General features: G+C 65.0%; 21 protein-coding genes. 2 read left to right on the top strand and 19 right to left on the bottom strand.

Annotated elements, in window-relative coordinates:
- Window positions 1–37 precede the first annotated feature (37 nt).
- Window positions 38–1,576 (top strand): ATP-dependent DNA helicase, encoded by a 1,539-nt coding sequence (locus PAA8504_RS20260; RefSeq protein ID WP_108895958.1) that lies wholly within the window; start codon window positions 38–40, stop codon window positions 1,574–1,576.
- Here the strand turns inward: PAA8504_RS20260 and PAA8504_RS20255 are convergent.
- From PAA8504_RS20255 to trpS, 18 genes are all read right to left on the bottom strand, one after another.
- On the bottom strand, window positions 1,567–2,322 hold the full coding sequence (locus PAA8504_RS20255) for a TIGR02186 family protein (protein ID WP_108895957.1): 756 nt from the start codon (window positions 2,320–2,322) through the stop codon (window positions 1,567–1,569). The genes PAA8504_RS20260 and PAA8504_RS20255 overlap by 10 nt on opposite strands.
- A complete protein-coding gene (locus PAA8504_RS20250) occupies window positions 2,319–3,230 on the bottom strand; it encodes a sulfite exporter TauE/SafE family protein (RefSeq protein ID WP_108895956.1) in 912 nt (303 codons plus the stop codon). The genes PAA8504_RS20255 and PAA8504_RS20250 overlap by 4 nt, the downstream gene beginning before the upstream one ends.
- Window positions 3,231–3,290: 60 nt before the next feature.
- Complete coding sequence (locus PAA8504_RS20245; RefSeq protein WP_108895955.1) at window positions 3,291–4,097, bottom strand: purine-nucleoside phosphorylase; 807 nt, start codon at window positions 4,095–4,097, stop codon at window positions 3,291–3,293.
- A gap of 1 nt (window position 4,098) precedes the next feature.
- On the bottom strand, window positions 4,099–5,064 hold the full coding sequence (locus PAA8504_RS20240) for an ABC transporter permease (RefSeq protein ID WP_108895954.1): 966 nt from the start codon (window positions 5,062–5,064) through the stop codon (window positions 4,099–4,101).
- Complete coding sequence (locus tag PAA8504_RS20235) at window positions 5,061–5,708, bottom strand: LysE family translocator (RefSeq protein ID WP_108895953.1); 648 nt, start codon at window positions 5,706–5,708, stop codon at window positions 5,061–5,063. The genes PAA8504_RS20240 and PAA8504_RS20235 overlap by 4 nt, the downstream gene beginning before the upstream one ends.
- Entirely contained in the window at window positions 5,708–6,814 is a 1,107-nt protein-coding gene (locus PAA8504_RS20230; protein WP_108895952.1) for an ABC transporter permease, read from the bottom strand. The genes PAA8504_RS20235 and PAA8504_RS20230 overlap by 1 nt, the downstream gene beginning before the upstream one ends.
- Window positions 6,814–8,400: an ABC transporter ATP-binding protein gene (locus PAA8504_RS20225; RefSeq protein WP_108895951.1), complete on the bottom strand. Its 1,587-nt coding sequence runs from the start codon at window positions 8,398–8,400 to the stop codon at window positions 6,814–6,816. Before PAA8504_RS20225 ends, PAA8504_RS20230 begins: the two co-directional genes overlap by 1 nt.
- Before the next feature lie 64 nt (window positions 8,401–8,464).
- Window positions 8,465–9,466 (bottom strand): BMP family lipoprotein, encoded by a 1,002-nt coding sequence (locus PAA8504_RS20220; protein WP_108895996.1) that lies wholly within the window; start codon window positions 9,464–9,466, stop codon window positions 8,465–8,467.
- 165 nt (window positions 9,467–9,631) lie between these two features.
- The gene (gene rimI / locus PAA8504_RS20215) at window positions 9,632–10,039 is read right to left on the bottom strand and encodes a ribosomal protein S18-alanine N-acetyltransferase (protein WP_108895950.1); all 408 of its coding nucleotides are present in this window, start codon (window positions 10,037–10,039) and stop codon (window positions 9,632–9,634) included.
- Window positions 10,036–10,617: a tRNA (adenosine(37)-N6)-threonylcarbamoyltransferase complex dimerization subunit type 1 TsaB gene (tsaB, locus tag PAA8504_RS20210; protein WP_108895949.1), complete on the bottom strand. Its 582-nt coding sequence runs from the start codon at window positions 10,615–10,617 to the stop codon at window positions 10,036–10,038. The genes rimI and tsaB overlap by 4 nt, the downstream gene beginning before the upstream one ends.
- Window positions 10,610–11,170, bottom strand: coding sequence for a NifU family protein (locus PAA8504_RS20205; RefSeq protein ID WP_108895948.1), 561 nt, complete (start codon window positions 11,168–11,170; stop codon window positions 10,610–10,612). The genes tsaB and PAA8504_RS20205 overlap by 8 nt, the downstream gene beginning before the upstream one ends.
- A 70-nt stretch (window positions 11,171–11,240) precedes the next feature.
- Complete coding sequence (locus PAA8504_RS20200) at window positions 11,241–11,960, bottom strand: heparan-alpha-glucosaminide N-acetyltransferase (RefSeq protein ID WP_108895947.1); 720 nt, start codon at window positions 11,958–11,960, stop codon at window positions 11,241–11,243.
- Window positions 11,957–12,409, bottom strand: coding sequence for a universal stress protein (locus PAA8504_RS20195; RefSeq protein WP_108895946.1), 453 nt, complete (start codon window positions 12,407–12,409; stop codon window positions 11,957–11,959). The genes PAA8504_RS20200 and PAA8504_RS20195 overlap by 4 nt, the downstream gene beginning before the upstream one ends.
- Window positions 12,410–12,437: 28 nt before the next feature.
- Window positions 12,438–13,322 (bottom strand): branched-chain amino acid aminotransferase, encoded by an 885-nt coding sequence (locus tag PAA8504_RS20190; protein ID WP_108895995.1) that lies wholly within the window; start codon window positions 13,320–13,322, stop codon window positions 12,438–12,440.
- 129 nt (window positions 13,323–13,451) lie between these two features.
- Window positions 13,452–13,925, bottom strand: coding sequence for a VOC family protein (locus PAA8504_RS20185; protein ID WP_108895945.1), 474 nt, complete (start codon window positions 13,923–13,925; stop codon window positions 13,452–13,454).
- Window positions 13,926–14,117: 192 nt separating this feature from the next.
- The gene (locus PAA8504_RS20180; protein WP_181375898.1) at window positions 14,118–14,909 is read right to left on the bottom strand and encodes an AAC(3) family N-acetyltransferase; all 792 of its coding nucleotides are present in this window, start codon (window positions 14,907–14,909) and stop codon (window positions 14,118–14,120) included.
- Window positions 14,910–15,025: 116 nt separating this feature from the next.
- Window positions 15,026–15,445 (bottom strand): universal stress protein, encoded by a 420-nt coding sequence (locus tag PAA8504_RS20175; RefSeq protein ID WP_108895943.1) that lies wholly within the window; start codon window positions 15,443–15,445, stop codon window positions 15,026–15,028.
- 100 nt (window positions 15,446–15,545) lie between these two features.
- Window positions 15,546–16,565, bottom strand: coding sequence for a tryptophan--tRNA ligase (gene trpS / locus PAA8504_RS20170; RefSeq protein WP_108895942.1), 1,020 nt, complete (start codon window positions 16,563–16,565; stop codon window positions 15,546–15,548).
- A 76-nt stretch (window positions 16,566–16,641) separates the two neighbouring features.
- Between trpS and PAA8504_RS20165 the strand changes: the two genes are divergently transcribed.
- Window positions 16,642–17,331: a rhomboid family intramembrane serine protease gene (locus tag PAA8504_RS20165; protein ID WP_108895941.1), complete on the top strand. Its 690-nt coding sequence runs from the start codon at window positions 16,642–16,644 to the stop codon at window positions 17,329–17,331.
- On the opposite strand, the gene murJ is transcribed toward PAA8504_RS20165, so the two are convergent.
- Window positions 17,322–18,863 (bottom strand): murein biosynthesis integral membrane protein MurJ, encoded by a 1,542-nt coding sequence (murJ, locus tag PAA8504_RS20160; RefSeq protein ID WP_108895940.1) that lies wholly within the window; start codon window positions 18,861–18,863, stop codon window positions 17,322–17,324. The genes PAA8504_RS20165 and murJ overlap by 10 nt on opposite strands.
- Between the last annotated feature and the right edge of the window lie 139 nt (window positions 18,864–19,002).

Here is a 19,002-nt window from a genome sequence, read left to right as displayed (position 1 = left end):
GCCTCGACGCGGGGCGGGGGGCGGTCTAGAAGGCTGCATGCCGAACGACGCCCTTCCGATCCTGTCCGCCGACCAGTCCACCGCCGAAGCCAAGGTCCATGACCTGCTGCGGGCGGCCGGCGTCGATCTGGAAGAAGAACGCCTGACCCCACTGGCCGAGGGGAAATCCTCGATCATGGCGATCACCGGCAAGGCCGGGTCGGGCAAGACGATGCTGCTGTCGATGCTCTACCAGGCACTGAAAGCCTCGGGCGTCGACGTTATCTCCGGCGATTACGAGGCGCGACGCAAGAAGGAACGGCGAACGCTGGCCATTCTCGCGCCGACGAACAAGGCGGCGAGCGTCCTGCGTACCCGTGGCGTTCCGGCGACGACGATCCACCGGATCCTCTATACGCCCGTCTACGACCCCGAATACGAACGCATCGCAGAATGGCTGGCCGGGCAGGCCGAACGCCCCGAGGTCGAAATCGAGGGCCTGACCGAACAGGCGTTGGACCGCGCCTTCGCGTTCTATCAACAGATGAACTCGATTCCCGGAGCGCTTGCCGCCGCAGGTTTGCGCGGATCGGATTTCATCACCGGATGGAAACGGCGCGAAGAGCCGCTGGATATCGGCATGGTCGACGAATCGTCGATGCTCGACAAACGCCAGTTCGAGGATCTGCAGGAGATCTTCCCGACCTTGATCCTGTTCGGGGACCCCGCGCAGTTGGCCCCGGTTCAGCAATCGGGCGAAATGGTGTTCGACACACTGCCCGAGGGCCGTGTCACACACCTCAATCGGATTCACAGGCAAGAAGCGGACAACCCGATCCTGGATCTGGCCCATGCACTGGCCGATCCCGAACTGACCTTCGAAGACTTCGAACGCCGCATCGAAGACGCGGCGGCCCGGGACGACCGTGTGGTCATGGCCGGTCGGGTGGAGGCGGCGAAGATGGCCCGCTCCCCCGTTCTCGTCTGGCGGAACGCAACACGGATCCGCCTGATCCACGCGTTCCGCGCCGCGTATGACGCTCCCGCCGACGCACTTCTGCCGGGCGAGCCATTGATATGCGACGGCATCGAACTGCCCCTGAAACACCGCAAGAAGCGCATCGACCTGGAGGCACGCGGCCTGATCAAGGGGGCGCAGGTCATCTATCTGGGCGAGGGCAAGAAGCCCGGTTTCAGCCGCATCCACGTGGTCGGCGCCCCGGACCCGCGGGTCAATGTCGCCTCGATCGTCAAGATCGAGATGCCCGACGAGGAAGAGCCGTTCATTCCCTTCGCCGCCCGGATGGGGGCAACGTTCCTGCACGGGGCCGCCTGTACCATCCACAAGGCGCAGGGGTCGCAATGGCCCGAGGTGCAAGTCTTCGCCCCTGACCTCTGGGCCGCAGCCCGGGTGGGACGTGTCGAGGCCGGGCAACCCTTATGGAAGCGGCTGGCCTATGTCGCGATCACTCGGGCAGAGGAACGGCTGTTCTGGGTTATGCGCAATCGTCTAGCCCGGCCGTCCGAACCCCTTGGCACGGAAGATCTCGTCGCACCGGCCGCGCCGCTGTCGCTGGAAGCCGACGATCAGCTTTGAATGTACCGGAACAGGGCCGACGCACCCCAGCCGGCCGCAATCGCAATGGCAAGCGAGAGAAGACTGTAGGCCAGCGCCTGTTCATGGGCGAGGGTGTAAAGGAACCTTTCCAGCCCGACTTTCTCGACATAGATCGTCTCGGACGCTTGGGCGATCACAGCCCCCTCGCGCGTGAGGAAGATGCGCGAAGTGTATACCCCCTCGACCAGATTGGCGGGCAGAACGACCGACGTGTCGAACAACGTATCCTGGCGGATCGTCACGGCGCCGACATTCGTCTGATAGAGGGTATTCGCTTCGCGGATACGGATAAGAGCCTCGGTGAAGGCTGGTGAATCCTCGATCTCGGCCGGGGCGCCGACCGATCGGATGGCCTCTCTGACGGTGATCTCGTGGCGCAGGTCGGACGTATAGCCCAGCACCGTTTCCAATGCCGCGGTGGTGTTGACAGCATAGAAGCTGGGCGCGGCGTCAACCTCCACCGAGTCGGTGTTGATCCAGATCGGTCCGACCCGTTCCTTGCGGCGTACGGTCAGGGGGCGCTTCGGTCCCTCGACGGTGACGATGACCCCGATATCCTCGTCGGTAACGGGCGTGTCTCGCTTCACCGCACCGAAGATCAAGATCTCCGACCCGTCGAAATTCGCCGAGATCGAGATGCGGTTCTGGCTGAGGCCGGCCACGATCTCTTGTCCGGCGGCGGGCGCGGCGAGGAATGCGATCAGGAAGCACAGGATACGGATCATGCACCTGACCCCGCCACGGAATAAAGCTCTGCCGGTTGTAGAAGAAGGTCCAGCGCAAGCTTGCCGCAAACCGCAAGCACCAGGACCGCCAGCAGCACGCGCAGCTGTTCTGCCTTGAGGTAGGCCCCCAGTTTCGCCCCGAACTGCGCGCCGACGACCCCGCCCAGAAGCAACAGTACGGCCAAAAGCATATCGACGGTGTAGTTCGTCGTCGCGTGCAGGATGGTGGTGAACGCGGTGGTAAAGATGATCTGGAACAGCGAGGTTCCGATGACGACCTTGGTCGGCATGCCCAGAAGGTAGATCATCGCCGGCACCATGATGAAGCCGCCGCCCACACCCATGATCGCGGACAGGATACCGACAGCGGCCCCAACGAGGATCGGCGGAATGACCGATATATAAAGGCCCGAGGTCCGGAATTTCATCTTGATCGGAAGCGCGTGGACCCAATTGTGCTTCTTGCGCTTTGGCACTTTCCCCGATCGAGAGGATCGCATGGCCCGCAAACTCTCGACGAACATCAGAAGGCCGATGATGCCTAGGAACACTACGTAGCAGAGGCTGACCAGCAGATCGACCTGGCCGAGATTACGCAGAAGGGTAAAAATCCAGACCCCGACTGCAGACCCCAGAAGACCGCCGATGAGAAGGACAAATCCCATTCGGAAATCCACCGTCCTGCGCCGGATATGGGCCAGCACGGCCGAGAACGACGAAGCGACGATCTGGTTGGCCGAAGTCGAAACGGCGACGGCTGGCGGAATGCCGACGAAGAAGAGCAGGGGCGTGATCAAGAATCCGCCGCCCACGCCAAACATCCCCGACAGGATGCCCACAAGCCCGCCGAGGCCGAGAATGAGGAAGGCGTTTACCGAAACCTCGGCGATCGGCAGATAGATCTGCACTTGCGCACCCCGCGTGAAACTGACCGAGTTCTTCCACTATCATCACGCGGAAGCCAGAGATCAAATGCGGGGCAGTGCCCCGCGCAGAACCGTCTCGAGCTTTGCCGCCCCGAGGGGGGCCATCTCCTTGGTATGTTCGTGGCCGATCTTTTCGTCCGACATCCCGGCCGCCATGTTCGTAATTGCCGAGATCGCCGCGACTTTCAGTCCAAGGAACCGGGCCAGGATGACTTCGGGCACGGTCGACATGCCTACGGCATCGGCGCCCAGCATGCGGATTGCACGGATTTCGGCGGGGGTCTCGAACGAGGGCCCCGAATACCAAGCATAGACCCCTTCGAACATGTCGGTTCCGCTTTCGACGGCCGACACCCGCAGCGCCTCGCGCAGCTTCGTGTCATAGGCATCCGTCATCGGGACGAAGCGTCGATCCGTGGATTCTCCGATCAGGGGGTTCAGGCCCGAGAAGTTGATGTGATCGTTCAGCAGCATGATCGAGCCGGTGGGCATCTCGGGGTCGAGCGATCCAGCCGCGTTGGTCAGTACAAGCGTCTTGGCCCCCAGAAGCGCCAGCACTTCCAGCGGGAAGCGCATGGCTTGCGGGTCGCCTTTTTCGTAATAATGCGCGCGCCCGCCCAGAACGGCGACGCGACGACCTTCGAACTGGCCGATCACCAGCTGCGGGACGTGGCCGGACACGCCCGCATGAGGAAAGCCCGGAAGCTGGTCGTAGGGGATCGCCACACCGTCGACCGCTTGCGCCAGATGCCCCAGCCCGGACCCGAGGATCATCCCGATCTCGACAGGGGCGTCCCCGGCCCGATCATGGATGAACCGAACAAGATCGGCGGCGGCGCGGTCGGACATCTCAGCGTTCCTTCACGTAGGGTTGGCCCCCGGCGCGGGGCGGGATTGCCCGACCGACGAACCCGGCCAGGATCACGACGGTCAGGATATAGGGCAGGGCAAGGACGAAGGCGTTCGGGATCTCGATGATGCCGAGGTCCAGGGTCGAATACCGGTTCGATACCGCCTGCAGGAAACCGAACAGAAGGCAGGCGAACAATGCATACCACGGCCGCCACTTTGCAAAAATCAGCGCGGCGAGCGCGATGAAGCCACGGCCGGCGGTCATGTCCTTCGTGAACCCGGCAGCAAGACCCGTGGCCAGATAGGCTCCCGCCAGACCGGTCAGCAGCCCGCAGATCAGAACCGCAGCATAGCGCAAGCGAACCACCGATACACCTGCGGTGTCCACGGCGCCGGGGTTCTCACCCACCGCGCGAAGGCGCAGGCCGAAGCGGGTGCGGAACAGCACGTACCATGTCGCGGGCACCGCCAGGAAACCCACATAGACCAGGATCGTATGCCCCGACAGAGCATCGGCATACAGCGGCCCCAGAAACGGTACCCCCGACAGGGCATCCGCGAAGGGCAAGTCGATTGTGCCAAACCGCGCGTCGCCCGTCAGCGCAGGCGTCCGCGACCCCTGCTGGAACCAGTCCTGCGCGATCAGCACCGTCATCCCGGCGGCCAGGAAATTGATCGCCACGCCAGAGATCAACTGATCGCCCCGGAACGTGATCGAAGCCAGCCCGTGGATCAGCGAGAATACGACCGCCGCAGCGATCCCGGCCAGAAGCCCGATCCACACGGACCCGGTGATAGCCGCCACCGCCGCCGAGAAGAAGGCGGCGACCAGCATCTTTCCTTCCAGCCCGATATCGACCACGCCCGAGCGTTCGCTGAACAGCCCGGCAAGACACGCCAGCAGAAGCGGCGTCGCCAGTCGGATCGTCGAGTCGAGGATCTGGATGATATCGAGAAAGCTCATGTGATACCCCTGTGACGTGCTCCGGTCAGGACGACAACCGACAGGACGCAGAAAACGCATCCCAGAACGCTTTGGATGACCCGCCGCCGATCGCGATAGGCCGCGGCGATGCGCGGGCTGGAAAACGCCAATGCATAGCCCGTATGGCCCAGGGCCGAGATCGCCAGGCTGCCCGCGACCAGAACGGCCACCAGGGTCCATCCGGTCTCGGGGCCGATGGCGGCGACGGCCACGGCCAGCCAGAACACCGCCGCCTTCGGGTTCGTGGCCGCGATCAAGGTGCCGCGCAGGATCAGCGAAGGGCCGGTTCCGCCAATGGTCGGCAGGCTCAAGTCCCGCCCGGTGATGGCCGAGCGAAACGAGACGAGGGCGAGGAAGGCAAGAAAGACGGCCGCCCCGATCCGAAGCCATTCGACGGCCAGCCCATCCATGGGAAGCAGGGGCCCAAGCAGCGTCACGCTCACTCCCGCCCACAACCCCGTGCCAAGCGCGACGCCCAGGCCAAGTAGAACTCCAGGGCCACGACCCCGACCCAGGGCGGTGCCCATGACGGCCAGCATCGTCGGCCCCGGCGAGGCATAGCCAGCCGCCAATGCGCCGAAAATCAGGAACAGGGCCGGCAGGTGCGGAATGACGTCCTGCATCACTCGGCCGGGACGCCGGGCTTGGGCTTGCGGCTGAACCGCAGGAAGCTTTTCTCCAGCGGTCCGCGCACCATGCCGTCCAGTGCGCCGGTGAACAGGATGACCAGTGCCTGAATGACCACGACCATCTCGCGCGGGACGCTGGTTTCGAACTCAAGCTCGGCGCCGCCTTGGTAAAGCGCACCGAACAGGATGGCCGCGATCAGCACGCCCACGGGGTGCGACCGGCCCATCAGCGCAACCGCGATGCCCACGAACCCCGCGCCCAGCACATTGTCCTGGATCAGACGCTCCTGCTCGCCCATGACCGCGTTCACGGCCATCAGGCCCGCAAGCCCGCCCGAGATCAGCATGGCCAGCATCGTGATCTTCACCGGGGAAATCCCGGCATAGCGTGCAGCAGGTTCGGAATGGCCGAAAGCCCGGATCTCGTAGCCCAGCCGGGTGCGCCACATCAGAAGCCAGACGCCGAAACAGGCCAGAAGGCCGACAAGGAAACTGACGTTCAGGGGCGTGCGGCTGAAGGGGATGCCAATCACGGCCAGCACCTCCTGCGCCGAGGGCAGGCGAGCGCCTTCGGGGAAACGCACCGTCTCGGGCGCCATGCCGGGCGCCTTGAGCGCGCCGATCAGCAGATAGACCAGCAGCGCCGAGGCGATGAAGTTGAACATGATCGTCGTGATGACGATATGGCTGCCACGTTTGGCCTGTAGATAGGCCGGGATCGCAGCCCAGGCCGCCCCGAAGAGGGCACCGCCGACCACCGCCGCGGGCAGGGCCAGCGTCCAGTGCGGCCACGGCACCGACAGGCAGACGAGGGCGACGCCAAGGCTGCCCAGCTGCGCCTGCCCCTCGCCGCCGATGTTGAACAGCTTGGCATGGAAGGCTACGGCGACGGCCAGACCGGTAAAAACGAAATTCGTGGCGTAATACAGGGTGTAGCCCCAGCCATAGGTCGATCCCACGGCGCCGTTGACCATGATCACCAGCGCCTCGAACGGGTCCTGGCCGATGAAGGTGACGACGATCCCCGAGACGATCAGCGCAAGCGCCAGATTGATCGCGGGGATCAAGGCCACGTCGGCCCATTTGGGCAGCTTGTCCATCAGCCCGCCTTTCCGCTTGAATGCGCCAGATTGGCCTCGACCTCTTCGACCGTGTGGTCGTGCTCGGTATCTGTGATCCCCGCCATCAAAAGACCGAGCTCACGCTCGGACGTCTCGGATGGCAGGCGTTCGCCCATGATCCTTCCGTCGAACATGACCGCGATGCGGTCGGACAGTGACATGATCTCGTCCAGTTCGACCGAAACCAGAAGGATCGCCTTGCCCTGGTCACGCAGGGCCACGATCTGTTCGTGGATGAACTCGATGGCTCCGATATCGACGCCGCGGGTGGGCTGGCCGACCAGAAGCAGGTCGGGCTCGCGCTCCAGCTCTCGGGCAATGACGATCTTCTGCTGGTTCCCGCCCGAGAAGTTCTTGGCCTTCTGCCAGCAATCCGTGGGACGCACGTCGAATTTCTCGATCTTCGCTCGGGCATCTTCACGCAGCGCATCGTTGTTCATCAGAAGGCCACGGTTGTAGCGCGCATCGTCATGATAGCCGAAGCCGACGTTTTCCCATGCGTGGAAATCCATGATCAGTCCCTCGCGCTGGCGATCTTCGGGGACGTGGCCGATGCCGCGTTTGCGCCGGGTGCGGGCGTCGGACTTGGCGCCGGTCAGGTCCAGCGGCTCGCCATTCACGAACACCTTGCCCTTGCCTTCGCGCATCCCGCCCAGAACCTCCAAAAGCTCGGACTGGCCGTTTCCTGCAACCCCCGCGACGCCGAGGATTTCGCCGCGCTTGACGGTGAGGGATACGCCGCGCAGCCGTTCCACGCCGGATCCGTCCCGCACCTTCAGATCGTGCACGTCCAAAACCGTCTCACCGGGCTTCGCGGCGTCCTTGTCCACGCGCAGAAGCACCTTGCGCCCGACCATCAGCTCGGCCAGCTCTTCGGGGCTCGTCTCGGCGGTCTTCACGGTCGCCGTCATTTCGCCACGGCGCATCACAGACACGGTTTCGGTCACCTCCATGATCTCGCGCAGCTTGTGGGTGATCAGGATGACCGTCTTGCCCTCGCGCTTCAGGCCTTCGAGGATGCGGAACAGGTGGTCGGCCTCGGACGGGGTCAGAACGCCCGTCGGCTCGTCCAGGATCAGGATGTCGGCGCGGCGGTACAGCGCCTTCAGGATCTCGACACGCTGCTGCATGCCGACGCCCAGATCCTCGATCTTGGCGTCCGGGTCGACGTGCAACTCGTATTCCTCTGAAAGCTGCTTCAGCAGCGCCCGCGCGCGCCCCAGCGACGTCCGCAGAAGCGCACCTTCCTCGGCGCCCAGCACGATGTTTTCCAGGACGGTAAAGTTCTGCACCAGCTTGAAATGCTGGAACACCATGCCGATACCGGAGCGGATCGCGGCCTGGCTGTCGGGGATCTCGATCTTTTCGCCGCGGACGAAGATCTCGCCCCGGTCGGCCTTGTAGAAGCCGTAGAGGATCGACATCAGCGTCGACTTGCCCGCTCCGTTCTCGCCGATGATGCCGTGGATCGTTCCGGGCATCACGCGCAGCGCGATGTCCTTGTTCGCCTGAACCGGGCCGAACGATTTCGAGATGCCCTTAAGCTCGATGGCCGGTGCCGTCATGTCGTTCCCCCGGATATGGATCGGGCCCCGCGACACGATGCAGGGCCCGCAGTATGCTGCCTGTTCAGAGGGACAGGGCGGGGCAGCTGTCGTCGGCGGTGTAGTCGTGCACCTCGATCTCGCCGGATATGATGCCGGCCTTCGCCTCTTCGACGGCTGCTTCCATTTCGTCGGTAACGAGGCTCTCGTTGTACTCGTCCATGGCGTAGCCGACGCCCTGATCCTCAAGACCCTTGACCTCGACGCCGCTTTCGAAGGTGCCTTCGTCGGCCGCGGTGAACGCGTCGTAGACGGCATTGTCGACGCGCTTGACCATTGAGGTCAGCATCGTGTCGGGATGCATGTAGTTCTGGTTCGAGTCGACGCCGATGGCCATGATGTCTTCGTCAGCGGCGGCCTGAAGCACGCCCACACCGGTGCCGCCCGCGGCCGCGAAGACCACGTCCGATCCCTGGCCGATCTGGCTGCGCGTCAGCTCGCCACCCTTGACCGGGTCGTTCCATGCGGCCGGCGTTGTGCCGGTCATGTTGGCGATGACTTCGATATCCTCGTCCACCGCCTTGGCGCCCTGGGCATAGCCGCAGGCGAACTTGCGGATCAGGGGCACGTCCATGCCGCCCACGAAGCTGACGGTGCCAGTCTCGGACGCCATCGCGGCCATCATGCCCACGAGGTAAGATCCCTGATGCTCGGAGAAGACAATGGACTGGACGTTGGGCTGGTCGACGACTGCATCGACGATCACGAAATTGGTGTCGGGATAGTCGGGGGCGACCTGCTCCAGAGTCGAGGCGTTGGCGAAGCCCAGAACGACAACGGGGTTCGCGCCACGCTCGGCCATGCGGCGCATGGTCTGCTCGCGCTGCGCTTCCGAGGCAAGCTCGGTCTCCATGTAGTCGCCGCCGGTCTCCTCGACCCAGCGCTGCGCGCCGGTATAGGCGCTTTCATTGAAGGATTTGTCGAACTTGCCGCCGAGATCGATGATCAGGCCGGGCTCGGCCAGCGCGGCGCCGGCCGAAAGAGCGGTCGCGGCGGCTGCGGTAAGAAACTTGGTCATGAGGCTCATGGGTATCTCCCTGACGATGGGTGCGCGCGTTGGCGCGGGGGCGTGCTTCGCCCTTTCTTCGATGTCCCGATAAGGCAGAACGGGGCGGGGAAGATCAAGGGACTCCCCGGGCAAAACCGCCGCCGTTTCCATCAACCGCCCGCGATACGGGCGTATGACGAGGCGTCAAAGCTGCAAAACCATCACGATCGCGTCTATCGGTGGCGAAGCTTCCGTATAGTAACCTCGTCGGTGGCCGGACTCGCGATACCCTTCGGACGTGTAGAGGGCACGGGCGGCGGCATTGCTGGCGGCCACTTCCAGGTGGCATACATCGGCACCCGCGGACTTTGCCTTGCCGTGGAAGTTGCGCAGAAGCGCACGTGCAAAGCCACGCCGGCGGTGATCGGGATGGACAGCGATGGTCAGAAGTTCGGCTTCGTCCAGGACGTGCCGGCCAAGCGCGAACCCCTCGGGCCGCACGCTTTCGATCGATCCGGGCATCAGACGCAGGGAACCGATTTCGGACTCACTCCAGGGGCGCGGCAGCGACATCGCGGCGGCGTGGATCGCGGCCAGTTCCGCGTCGGTCATCGCACCGGCGGGACCGGTTTGGCCGGCGCCGCGTCGGGCGGGCGAATATAGAGCGGGGCAGGGCGATCAATCGTATCGCGCGCCGACAGCCGCAGCATCGCCAGGCGGGCGATCGTGGCAGCGGCATTCGGCCAGTCGACGGTCTGGGTCGGGGTTTCGCCCTCGATCATCCGTGGCGGGCCGTCGGACCTATCGCCGTCGAAATCCTGCTGAAAAATCGCGCCACGTGGACCGCCAAGGGTGATCGTCGCAGCCCCGGGATGCGACGCCCGCGCAATCTCGAACGTCGTTATCCCGATGGCCGGCGCACCGAGGCCCAGGGCCAGCCCACGGGCCGCCGCGACCGACACCCGGATGCCCGTAAAGTTGCCCGGGCCGACCCCGACGCCAAAGGCATCGATATCGCGCCACGCGCACCCTGCCTTCGCCATGACTTCCGCCAGCATCGGCATCAACCGCTCGGCCTGGCCGCGTGGCATCTCCTCGAACGCGGAGGCCAGAACCCTGTCTCCCGACAGCAAAGCGGCCGCGCAATGCGCGGCCGATGTGTCGAATGCCAGGACAAGCGGGTCAGGCAACCGGGCGCACCTCGATCACCTCGGGGATGTAATGGCGCAGCAGGTTCTCGATCCCCATCTTCAGCGTCAAGGTCGAGGATGGGCAGCCCGCACATGCGCCCTGCATGTGCAGATAGACCACCCCACGCTCGAACCCGTGGAACGTGATGTCGCCACCGTCTTGCGCCACGGCCGGTCGCACGCGGGTGTCCAGAAGCTCCTTGATCTGGCCGACGATCTCGCCATCCGGGCCGGTGTGTTCGGCATGTCCGCTGGCGGGCTGCGCCTCGCCTGCCATGACGGGCTGGCCGGACTGGAAATGCTCCATGATGGCGCCCAGGACGGCGGGTTTCACGTGGTCCCACTCGGCCGCTTCTGCCTTTGTCACGGTCACGAAGTCGTTCCCGAAGAACACGCCCGTCGTTCCGTCGATCCCGAAGATGCGCATGGCCAGCGGGGACGCATCGGCAACCTCGCGGGTGGGAAAGTCGGCCGTTCCCGTCTCGAGCACGGTCTGGCCCGGCAGGAACTTCAAAGTGGCCGGGTTCGGGGTGGATTCGGTCTGGATGAACATGGGGAAATCTCCTGCGGGGACACGCCCGATATGCGGATGCAGGCCGGGTTAGTCAAGGTTTGGAACGGTTCTAAACTATGCCCAGATACCCGGCCGCGATCAATCCCCCCATCAGGATTGGCTGGTGCAGAAGGTAGATCACAAGGCTGTGGCGGCCCATGCGCGCAAGCGCGTCCGTCGCAATGGCACCGCGCGGCACCGGCACGACACGCGACAGCGCGATCCCCGCCAGCATGGCCGCGAACCAGGGAAACACCGGTTCGTAGTCGAAGGACGGAATCGGCGTCGGATCGAGACCCAGCGGATAGAGCAGAGGGGCCGAGAACGCCTCGGACTGGTAAACCTGCGGCAGGGCGAAGACGACGACGGCCGTGATCAGAAGCACCCACATCGGGGCCCGCAGGAACAGCAGCGCAAGGACGGAAAACACCGCGATGGCGTGCAGGATGCCGAACGTCACGGGGTAGGGCATTGCAGCCCAGGTGCCGATCGTGACAGCCGCGGCGGCAGCGACGATCAGGCCCAACCGTCTCATAAACGCGGGCCAATTCACGCCATCCCGGGTCGAAAGCGCAAGCGAAAGACCTGAAAGGGCGATGAAAGAGGCGGCGATGGCGATGGCAAACCCGCGCCATAGGGATCCCTGAGCGACATTCCAGGACACGTGCCCGAACATCGAAAGGTCGAAGCTGAAATGATAGACGATCATCGCCACAAGGGCGATGCCCCGCGCCCGGTCGATCCACGCGACCCGTTGCGGGGGGGCGGCCGCGACGGGGGCTGCGGTCACGTGATCGCCTCGAGCTCGTCCTTGCTCAGCGCACCCGGAACGATGGTCAGCGGCACCGGAAGGCCGCCCGCGCCGCGCGACAGCTGGGTGACCAGCGGCCCGGGCCCGCCATCCTCGTTGGCCCCCAACACCAGTACGCCGATGTCGCGATCTTCGCGGATCTGGGCAATGATCTGGTTCACGGCCTCGCCTTCGCGAATGACAAGCTCAGGGTGGACAGACTGGCGATCGCGCATCCATTTGGCGAAGACCTCGAAATGTGCCTCGATCCGTTCGCGGGCTTCCTCGCGCATCAGGTCGCCGACGCCCAGCCAATGCTGGAACTCTTCGGGCGGGATGATGGACAGGATGGTCACGCCACCGCCGGTCTTTGCCGCGCGCATCGCGGCATAACGCATGGCGTTCAAGCACTCGCGGCTGTCGTCCAGAATGACCAGGAACTTACGCATCTCGGCCCTTTCACGAAAAGCCTTCGGATCATGCAGAACCGGCAGGGCCCTGTCCACCGGCGCCGAGCGCCCAGTCCCAGTAAAGGGCGCGGGCGCGTTTGGCGATGGGGCCCGGGGCGTAGGTCACGTCGTCGAAGGCGGTGACGGGGGTGATCTTGGACATGTTGCCGGTCAGGAAGACCTCGTCGGCGGATCGCACGTCGTCGAAGGACAGAACAGTTTCGCGAACCTCGACGCCGTCGCGGCGGAGCAGATCGATGTGGCGGGCGCGGGTGATGCCGGCCAGGAAGGTACCGTTCGGGATTGGGGTCAGGACGACATTGTCCTTTGCGATGAACACGTTGGCCGTCGCACTTTCAGCGACGTTGCCCAGTTGGTCGGCCACCAGCGCGTTGCCGAAACCCTTGGCCTGCGCCTCTCGGATCATGCGGGCGTTGTTGGGGTAGAGGCAGCCCGCCTTGGCGTTCACCACGGCCGTTTCCAGCGTCGGGCGGCGGAATCGGGTGGTCGTCAAGGTGGTCGTCGCATCTTCGGGGGCCAGCGGAATCGCCTCGAGGCAGATCGCGAACGCGGTCTCTCCACCCGGCGCGATGGCCCCTATGCCGGCATCGATTCCCCAATACATGGGGCGAATATACAAAGCGGAATCAGCGGGATAGAGGTTCAGTCCCTCCCAGATCAGGTCGTACATCTGCTGGGCGGGCATGGTCGGCGTCAGCATCAAGGCCTCGGCCGAGCGGTTCACGCGTTCGCAATGGGCCATGAGGTCGGGCGCCACGCCATGGGCATAGCGCGCCCCGTCGAAGACCGACGACCCCAACCAGGCCCCATGGTCCGCGGCGCGGATGATGGGGGGGTCGCCCGCGTGCCACGTGCCATCGAACCAGGTGCGGATGTCGGTGCCTACGGCCATGGGATCCCCCGAAATTGCGTCGGGCAGACGTAGCGCAAACGCCGGGCTTTCGTCCAGCATCTGCCGGGCCTGCGTCGGACACATGTCGCCCTTTCGCCGGACATCCGTCGGACTTCTGTCCCGACGGGGTCAGGCGCGGACCAGATCCTCGAGGTCAAGGCGCCGTGTGACCATCGACAGGCCGCCTTCGGCGTCTCGCGGCCATTCGGCCTGAGGGCGGTCGCGATAGAGCTCGACCCCGTTTCCGTCCGGGTCGTCGAGGTAAAGCGCCTCGGACACTCCATGATCCGACGCACCGCTCAGTGGCCAGTCAGCGGCCCGAAGGCGGCGCAGCGCGTCGCCCAGATCGGTGCGGGTGGGATAAAGGATCGCGACGTGGAACAGACCGGTGTGCCCCGGCGGCGGCGGCGTTGCGCCCGCGCTCTCCCAAGTGTTGAGGCCGATGTGATGGTGATAGCCCCCGGCCGAGAGGAAGACGGCACCGCTGCCATAGCGCTGCGTTTCCTCGAACCCGAGGATGTCGCGATAGAAGGCGAGGCTGCGATCCAGATCGGCGACCTTCAGATGCACGTGACCGATGCGGGTTTGCGGGGCTAGGGACATGATCGAGGCTCCGTGTTTCACGCAGTTGATATACGATGCCGGACGCGGGGTGAGGCGTCCCTTTCGGTGCACAGCTCCGGTGCGGAACGGGAACGTCCGGTCCAAGTATCGCGACCCACGCTCTTGTGCGGATATGGATTCTGGCCGTCCTGGGCCAGATTGGACTTGGTCTGGGTGCGTCCTCTGCCGCGTTCACCGGTTCGTCTGCATCCATCGTTCCGCGAACGCGACCAATCTTGCGGCATCGACGATTCGGACCTCTCCGCCTCCGAGTGCGACCGGGCGGGCGTCGAGATCATCTTCGAAGGCCGCGCCGATCGAGGGAAAGTCGGAGTTATTGAACAAGGGCGTGGTGTAGGTGACGTCCTGCCGGCCTGACCGCGTTCGAACCCAGCTACGCTCAGTCAACACAGGGGCGCCCAGCGTGGCGAAACGTGTCTCGGCGAGGTGGAGCGCGGTGCATTTGTCGTAACCCACGCCGATCAGGACAACCTTGGCTTTGGCCCGGATCGCGGCCCCGAGCGGACTTCGCTCGCCATGCACGTCATTCAGATCATGCTCGGCCGTCAGATCTGCTGCTCGTGCGCCCACGGCCGCCCATGACCGGGCGGGATGCAGGCTTCTGGATGCGCCCGGCCAAGTCCGGATCTGTTCCGCAACTGCCCCCATGCCGACGCTGGGTGTAACTGCAGGGTCGAAGCCCGGCCATTCCTGCCGAAGCAGAGGCCAGGTTTGCTTTGGCAAACCATGCACACCGCGTTCGGGGTCGAGATTGAGCCACGTCTGGGCGGGTGCCATGAGCGTACCGGCATCGCCAACAACCTTGAGCAGCGCACGCACGACGCATTCCGCGCCGCCGATCACGTAGCCCAACCGCGACAGTGAGGCGTGAACGAGAGCGACATCCCCCACCCCGAGGCCGGCGCTGACACAGGCGGCTTCGATGTCGGATTGTCGGATCAGCGGCAGAGGACGTCGCGCCAAGGTGGGCACCATTCGCAGGGATTGCACACCTGAATGGCTTTCGACCAAGGGCGGCGCAAGCTCCGCTTTGGCCAGGGCGCATGACCGGGATCGCGACGCGAACTTCCGGCCGGGCCTTACTTGCCGCGAACGATCATCACCGATGCGTTGGAGTTGCGCGCCACCGCGCCACCGTTCGACGACCAGAAATGGTCGAAGAAGGTCGGATCGTGAGAGGCCATGACGACAAGGTCGGCCTGCACGGTGTCGATCACCTCGACAAGCGCGTTGTCAAGATCGGCAGTCTTGTCGTGCAGCACCATTGCATGGGCCGAGGTCGAGATGCCGTGCGTTTGCGCCTGCGCGTCGGCGAAGGCCTGAAGCTTCTTCTCAAATTCCTTGGGAGACTTCGCCACCGAGGTTGGCTGGGCATTCGTGGCCGAGACGTAGACGACGGGAATGTCGTGCAGGCGTGCCAAATCGGCCGTCGCTTCTAGCGCGCGCGTCAGCGCACCGGTGTCGGACAGATCCACGGGGGCCATAATTCGCGTGAACATTCGCAATTCTCCTTTACCGGGTCTTTACGAGATATGGGGGATGTTCACGGCCGCGTGAAGGGGTGGGCCGGGTTTTCGCCTAGAAAACCCAAGTCCGGGATCAGCCGACGAGGCCGACGATGCGGTAGGTTTCGGCCAAGATCGGGGCGGCGATCTCGCGCGCGCGGGCCGCACCGTCGCGCAGGATTGCGTCGATCTGGGCGGGGTCCTCCATCAGGCGCTTCATCTCGGACGAGATGGGGGCGAGCTTGTCCACGGCGAGATCGGCCAGCGCCGGTTTGAACTGGCCGAAGCCCGCCCCGCCATGCTGGGACATCACCTGCTGGACGGTCTGTTCGGACAGGGCGGCGTAGATGTTGACCAGATTGCGCGCCTCGGGGCGGTCCTTCAGGCCCTCGTAAGTCTCGGGCAGCGGCTCAGGGTCCGTGCGGGCCTTGCGGATCTTCTTCGAGATCGTGTCCGCGTCGTCGGTCATGTTGATCCGGCTGGCATCCGAGGGGTCGGATTTCGACATCTTCTTCGACCCGTCGCGCAAGCTCATGACGCGGGTGGCGGCGCCTTCGATCACCGGCTCGATCAGGGGGAAGAACTCGGTTTCGTAGTCGTGGTTGAATTTGGCGGCGATGTCGCGCGTCAGTTCCACGTGCTGCTTCTGATCCTCGCCCACGGGGACATGGGTGGCGTGATAGATCATCATGTCGGCCGCCATCAGCGCCGGGTAGGCAAACAGGCCCAGCGACGCGGCTTCGGCGTTCTTGCCGGCCTTGTCCTTCCACTGGGTCATCCGGCCCATCCAGCCCATCCGCGCCACCGTGTTGAAGATCCACGCAAGCTGCGCGTGCTCGGGCACCTGGGACTGATTGAACAGGATCGATTTCGCCGGATCGAGGCCCGAGGCGATGTAGCCCGCGGCCAGTTCGCGCGTGTTGCGGGTCAGCTGGGCGGGGTCCTGCCAGACCGTGATCGCATGCAGATCGACGATGCAATACAGCGTCTGGTGGCTGCCGGCGTCCTGGGTTTCGACGAACCGCTTGATCGCGCCAAGGTAGTTGCCCAGCGTCAGACCACCCGACGGCTGGATGCCGGACAGGACGCGGGGGGTGAAGCTGGGCTCGGCCATGTGGGATTTTCCCGCTTTATCGAAGGATCGGCCTCGCTTACCGAGGGGGGCGATAGCCGTCAAGGAAGCGAGCCCCATGAGTTTGAACGACCACAACGCCAGCCCCTTCAATGCGCTGCCCCCCGTGGTGGTGGCGCTGGCCCTGGCGATCTTCGGGATCGAGATGCTGTTCCAGGCGGGACGCATCGGCGTGATCGGCGGGGCCGAGGGTGTCGGGATGCGGCTGGAGGCGCTGAACGGGTTCGCCTTCTCGCCGCAGTTGTGGGACCGCATGGTCGAGACCGGGCAGTTCCCGCCGCGCCAGATGCTGCGGTTCGTCAGCTATTCCTTCGTGCATCTGGGGTTCACCCACATGCTGTTCGTCATCGTGTTCCTGCTGGCGCTGGGCAAGATGGTGGCCGAGACCTTCGCGCCCTGGGCCATGGCGGTGCTGTGGGTCGTGTCGTCGATCGTGGGGGCGCTGGTCTATGCGGCCGTGCCAGGGGCCGATATCGCGCTCGTAGGCGGATACCCGGCGGTCTACGGTCTGATCGGGGCCTACACGTTCCTGATGTGGACGGGCTTGGGCGCGCTGGGCGAGCAGCGGATCCGCGCCTTCACGCTGATCGCGTTCCTGCTGGGGATCCAGTTGGCCTTCGGCCTGCTGTTCGGCGGCGGGATCGACTGGGTCGCCGACCTTGCCGGGTTCGTCGCGGGGTTCCTTTTGTCCTTCGTCGTCTCGCCCGGGGGCTGGGCGCGGGTGGTTCAGAAGCTGCGTCAGCGCTGACGGCGGACGGCGCCCCGGATCTCGCGGAAAGCGACCGCGCCGATCAGATGTGCGGTCGCGAAGAAGGTGACGATCCCCGCGCCCACGAGGATCGCCAGCGCCGCAAATTGCCACGGCCCCGCGAAGAGGGGGGCGAGCAGGATGTTTGCCACGTAAAGGACGACGCCCATCACTAGCGAGGCCACCACGATGCGCGGCAGGCGGGCGCGGAAGCGGGCGTCGGGCGACGCCGTCTCTCCCATCGATCTGGCGCCCCGGATCAACAGAACCGCCATGGCCCATCCCGCAAGCGTGGTGCCCAGCGCTGCGGCCGCGTAGCCGATCAGTGGGGCGAGGCCCACGGCGACGACGGCGTTGACCACGAGTGCCACCAGCGCGAAACGGAAGGGCGAGCGCGTGTCTTCGCGCGCGAAATAGAGCGGCTGCCAGACCTTTTGCAAAACGAACGCGGGAAGACCCAGCCCATAGATGGCGAGAATCAGTGCGGTGGCGGCGGTGTCGTCCGCATCAAAGGCGCCGCGCTGGAACAGGGTTGCGACAAGGGGCAGGGGCACGACGAGGAAGGCGATGGTGCATGGCACGGTCAGCAGCAGAGCGAACTCGGCCGCGCGGGACAGCGCGTCGCGCCCGCCCGCATCGTCGCTGGCGCGCAGGCGGCGTGACAGGTCGGGCAGCAGGACCACGCCGATGGCAATGCCAACGACGCCGAGCGGAAGCTGATAGAGACGGTCGGCATAAGACAGCCACGCGATGGCCCCGTCGAAGAAGCTGGCGACCTGCCGGCCCACCAGCAGGTTTACCTGCACGACTCCGCCCGACAGCATGGCGGGGGCGGCGATATAGGCCAGGCGCTTCATCTCGGGCGTCAGACGCGGGCGACGGGGGATCAGCGTATAACCGGCGCGGTGTGCGGCCATCCACACGATGAACAGTTGCAGGATACCGGCGATGGGCACCGACCATGACAGCGTCAGGCCCGGCGCCCAGCCGAGCCGGTCCCCGAGGATCAGCGCGCCGACCAGAACGATGTTGAGAAAGACCGGCGCGGCGGCCGCGGCGGCAAAGCGCCCGGTGGCATTGAGCACGCCCGACAGCAGCGCGGCGAGAGAGATCAGCAGGATATAGGGAAAGCAGATCTGCCCGAAGACGACGGCGAGGTCGAAGCGGTTGTCCTCGACGAAGCCGGACGCCATGGCGAAGACCAGCGCGGGCATGGCGAGCTGGGCCAGAAGCGTGAACACGATCAGCACTGTGGCAAGGCCCGCGAAAGCGTCGCGGGCGAACTCTTCTGCACCCTCGCCGGACTCGACCCGTTTCGAGAACATCGGGACGAAGGCCATGTTGAACGCGCCTTCGGCGAAGAAGCGACGGAACATGTTGGGCAGGGCGAAGGCCACGAGGAACGCCTCGGCCACCGGACCCGCGCCGAGGAAGGCGGCGATCATGATATCGCGCGCGAAGCCCAGGACCCGAGAGGCGAGAGTCCAGATTCCGACGGTCAGGAATCCTTTGATGAGGCGTGGCGCTTGCATGAACGGGCTCCGGTCTGGGCGGGCCAGCTATGCGTCCGGGCCGCGGGGGAGGCAAGCGTGGTCGTGGGTATTTGTACAAGGATGAAGAGGGTGGGTGGACCTGGGGGATGAGCGGGCCATGTGCGGCGGCAAGGGGCGT

Source organism: Palleronia abyssalis, assembly GCF_900302445.1.
Taxonomy (GTDB): domain Bacteria; phylum Pseudomonadota; class Alphaproteobacteria; order Rhodobacterales; family Rhodobacteraceae; genus Palleronia; species Palleronia abyssalis.
Note: the sequence above shows the minus strand (reverse complement) of the source record. Positions and strands in the feature narration are given on the sequence as shown.